This is a genomic window from Bradyrhizobium sp., from assembly GCF_019242285.1.
GTDB lineage: Bacteria > Pseudomonadota > Alphaproteobacteria > Rhizobiales > Xanthobacteraceae > Bradyrhizobium.
In genome coordinates, this window is record NZ_JAFAVV010000448.1 from 1 (window position 1) to 4,088 (window position 4,088).

Below are 4,088 nucleotides of genomic sequence, written 5' to 3' on the forward strand. Positions count from 1 at the left end.
GTATGCCTTGCTTGCGCTGTCTCTCGGCACCGAATACGTCAACGCATGGAACGGTCGCACCGCGGCTGACCTGGAACAGGCGCTCGCGTTCGCGCGCAAAGCGTGCGAGGTCGACGCGCTCGAACCCCTGGCCCACCATTCCATGGCTGTCACGCTGATGTGGCTGCGGCGCCTCGAGCAAGCCGAGGCGGAAGCGCGGCGGGCGATCGCTCTCGACCCGAACTCCTCGGCGTCGCACGGCGCCCTGGGCAACATCCTCCACTACACCGGTCGGCACGAGCAGGCGCTCGAATCATTGGAACTCGCGCTTCGTCTTGATCCCCAATTCAACGTCTGGATGCATTCGATCGGGCGCACCGAGTTTGCGCTCGGACGCTATGAGCAGGCCGAGGCGACGTTCAAACGGCGCCTCATCTACATGCCCACCTCGGACATCACGCGGGCTTACCTGGCGTCGCTCTACGGCCATACGCATCGTCTCGAAGAAGCCCGTAGGGTGTGGGACGAGCTGATGGTCATCAATCCCGGGTACACGATCGAGCACACGATGCGGGTCATGCCGTACACAGACCCTGCTCCCCTCGAACGCCTTGTCGACGGGCTGCGCAAGGCTGGACTGACGCGATAGGAACGCCCCCGGGCCCGATCGGCCGGAAGGGGGAGGTCGAATACCGCCGCGCGACATGCATCGCCCGAGCGCGGGCCAGACAGACCGGCACGCTTGGTCTCCTGTGGTGAACGACGCCTCGAGTGCGATCACGACGAAGCCGCACCGCCCGCTGGCAGGCGGTCAATCGTGGCGCACGATCGTGCGGCGGGTCGTCACATCACGAATGCGCACGCCGCCTCGGGCGTTCGGGTGTCCATGTTGCGGCCGCGGTTCAGGTGATCGTCGATCTCCGCTGCCGCGCCGATCATGCGGCCGTACAGGAACACGGTGAACGCGGCGGTCTCCAGGTCGCGCTCGCTCAGCACTCCCGACTTGAAGTCGGACCACAGAAGCGACAGAAGGAGCGCCGCGATCACGGCGTCGACGTTCACACAGAACACATACGGCGTCGCACCGACGTCGTAGAGCGCCTGCGCCAGTTCCCGGTAGAAGGCGTGGAAGACGTTGTAGTCGCCGCGCTTTGCCATGAAGTCGGCGATGAAGCGTTCGCGCGGGTCGTGGTTGACTGGCTTGCCCTTGAACACCGGATGGTGCACACCCGGCAAGGCGCGCAGTTCCTGCCCCGCTTCCTTGGCCTGGCGCTTCTCGGCGTTGTACGCCTTCGCATAGGTGACGGCCAAGGCCTTCAGGTCGATACCGTGATGGGGGTCGCTCGGATCCTTCAGGTCCAGGCCTTTGAACCGCTCGAGCAGGAAGGCCATGCCCTCGAAGCCGTTGCCGCCGTGGCTGTAGCCGGTGTGGGTGAGAAATCCGACCATGGCCTTGTTGATCTGGACGCGCCCGGGCGTCTGCGGTCCGTCGGCCGACACCGCGCCCTTGGCGCCTTGCGCCGAGATCGAGCCCGGCCCGTTCGAGACCAGCAGGCCGATCAGCATCTGCAGCGGCAGCGCCTGCTCTGCGCTCGGCTTGCGGCCCGTCATCGCCAGGTAGCACAGGTCGGCCATCGTCCACTGGCCATACCGTTCTGCCTGCGAGATGCCGCACAGCGAACCCCATTGGTGGTGATGTGCCGCAATGCTGGAGCCGACCATCACGCCGTACAGGCGCAGGTACCAGGGCAGCGTCTCGGCGGTCAAGCGGCTGATGCGCTTGCGTACCAACGGCCCCCAGGCGATGGTGGTCGAGATCGCCGCAAGGATCGCGTCGCGCGACAGCCGCCCGTCCAGGCGCAGAAGGAAGTCGATGAAGACCGACTTCGCGTCACGATCGCGGACTGCCTGCAGCATGGCCTCGGGGTGGGAGTCGCCGGCTTCGTCGTCGCGCGCCATGAAGAGTGCGCGCGTCTGGGCATCGACGTGAATCCCGGAGCTGTCGAAGTCGACGTGGTGACCTTCCTTGAGCCCGGAGCCGGCGAACAGGTCGATGAGCTTGCGCGTACACGCCAGCGCGCGCTCGACGCGCTTGGGGCCGATGATCGATGCCGCCGTGGCCATGATGGTGTTGGGCGAATTCCCCGCCGCACGGGCCGCATCAGCGGCCGCCAGCACCGGGTCACCGATCAGGTTGACTTCGGCGGCGACCGCGATGTCGAGCATCGCGCGGTCGTTCGGGCCGGCACCCTCGTGCACCAGCGGCAGCGCGAAGTTGGCCTGCAGGGGCTGCAGGGCGAGCTCCAGCACGGAGTGGCCGTGGACCGAGGTGACCTGCGTCTTCGGGTCCATCACCGACGCACCCGACTTGTCCTTCATGTTCTGGCGCGCGATCACGGCGCCGACCTGCGCGCCGACCGCGGCGATCTGCTCTGCGTAGGGTGCCGGTGCCATCACGGTGGGCAAGGCCAGCGCGCCCGGCAACGCGATCCCCTGGTCGTTGGCCATCCAGGGTTTCAGGGTCAAACTGCCGCGCGGCGCGAAATCGGGCCGTGCGCCGCTCAATGCCATGACTGCGCTCAGCGCAGTTGGGATATGGGCGATGTTGGTCACCAGCGCACCACGCTTGGACACGACGGGGTTGTCGGGCGAGAAGATCGCGTCGACGCCGAAGGCCTGCATGAACCAGCGTTCCTTGTCGGCTGCGCTGTCGCCGGCGCCCGCCATCGCGCCGGCATGTCCGACCGCTCGCGTCAGCTTGGACTTCCAACGTCCGACGACGCACGCCACCACCGGCTTGCTCCAGTCGATGCCCTGCTCGTAGTAGCCGCCGGGTTCGACGTACAGGACCGCGGCACGCGAACGTCCGTCGTTGCGCAGCGCGTGGGCGAAGTCGCGCGCGCCGTAGTTGATGTAGACATCCTTGCCCGAGGAGACGAGGGTCGTCGTCCCCCAGCCCTCGGTGGCCAGGTACTGCGCGATCGTGGTCGTGAACCCACCCGAGTTCGAGAACACCGCCACGGTTCCCTGCAGCAGGGTCTCTGCGGGATGGTCGCCGCCAAGCGCGCCGCCAATGCGCACGCGGCTCCAGGAATCCGCGACACCCAGGCAGTTGCCGCCAATGACGTCGACGCCAGCGCCTTGCGCCATCGCACGGATCTCGCGTGCGTCGTGCACTGCGATCTTCTCCGTGACGATGACGATCTTCTGCAGACCGGGGTTGACGCGGATCAGCTCGGCCACGCCGTCGCGCACGCCCGAGGGCGGGAGGTACACCACGCCGGTATTGAAGGCGTGGCCGGCGCTCAGGCCTTCGCGCACATTGTTGAAGACCGGGATGTCGCCACTTGCCGTCTTCAGTACCTGCCCGCCGCGTCCGGGCGACGTGCCGAAGACGACGTTGCCGCCGGAGAAGACATGGCTGGTCGGCGTGACCTGGCGCGACTCGCCGCCCAGGATGTTCAGCACGCAGACGCGGTCACCGCGGCTGGCCAGATCGGCCAGCGAGTTGATGCCGAGGAAGTAGGGGAACGAGGCGATGCCTTGGGCATGCATGGTGGATGTCTCCCAGCGGATCAGGCTTGCGCGGCGAGGCCGAGGTGACGCGCGATGACATCGCGGCCGCCCGCCTTCATCCACTCGTCCACCTGCTTGGCGTAGTTGACGACTTCGGAGATCGCGCTGTCAAAGCCGAAGAAGCGGTACGGCAGCCCGAGCGCGTCGCAGGTGTCCGCCAGCGCGCCGAAGCCGCGCACCAGGTTCGGGCCGCCGCGGCCGACCACCACGTAGAGCGGCGTCGCGCCATGGGTCGAGAAGTGTTCGCGCAAAGCATCCCCCATGGCGCGCAAGGTCTCGTGGATGTCCGTGTTGTTCGACTTGCCGCCAATGATGAAGAGCACGTTGGACTGCGCGAGGAAGTGGCGGTAGCAGATGCGTGCCACCTGCTTCATCTTCTCGTAGGGCGGGTTGCCGCCGAAGTCCGAGCTGATGCTCGCCGCCTCGCCGAGGACTTCGGTCACGAGACTGTTTGCTCCGCCGCCGAACGTGGGCGCGAGGATGGTGCCGCGCTCGTTGATCACGTACACGTCGCTCTGGCCCTGGTGCGTGCG

General features: G+C 66.9%; 3 protein-coding genes. 1 reads left to right on the forward strand and 2 read right to left on the reverse strand.

What is annotated here, in order from left to right; all coding sequences use genetic code 11:
• A partial coding sequence (locus tag JOY90_RS17615) for a tetratricopeptide repeat protein (RefSeq protein WP_291692394.1) occupies positions 1-628 on the forward strand: 628 nt, incomplete at its 5' end.
• Positions 629-822: 194 nt separating this feature from the next.
• Here JOY90_RS17615 and JOY90_RS17620 read toward each other — a convergent pair.
• Both JOY90_RS17620 and JOY90_RS17625 read right to left on the reverse strand, forming a co-directional pair.
• A complete protein-coding gene (locus JOY90_RS17620; RefSeq protein ID WP_291692395.1) occupies positions 823-3,534 on the reverse strand; it encodes a CoA-binding protein in 2,712 nt (903 codons plus the stop codon).
• A 20-nt stretch (positions 3,535-3,554) separates the two neighbouring features.
• A partial coding sequence (locus JOY90_RS17625) for an ATP citrate lyase citrate-binding domain-containing protein (RefSeq protein ID WP_291692396.1) occupies positions 3,555-4,088 on the reverse strand: 534 nt, incomplete at its 5' end.

What these genes read in the sequence shown, in the direction of transcription:
- JOY90_RS17620 (WP_291692395.1), bottom strand. Translation starts at nt 3,534, where the DNA reads ATGCATGCCCAAGGCATCGCCTCGTTCCCCTACTTCCTCGGCATCAAC.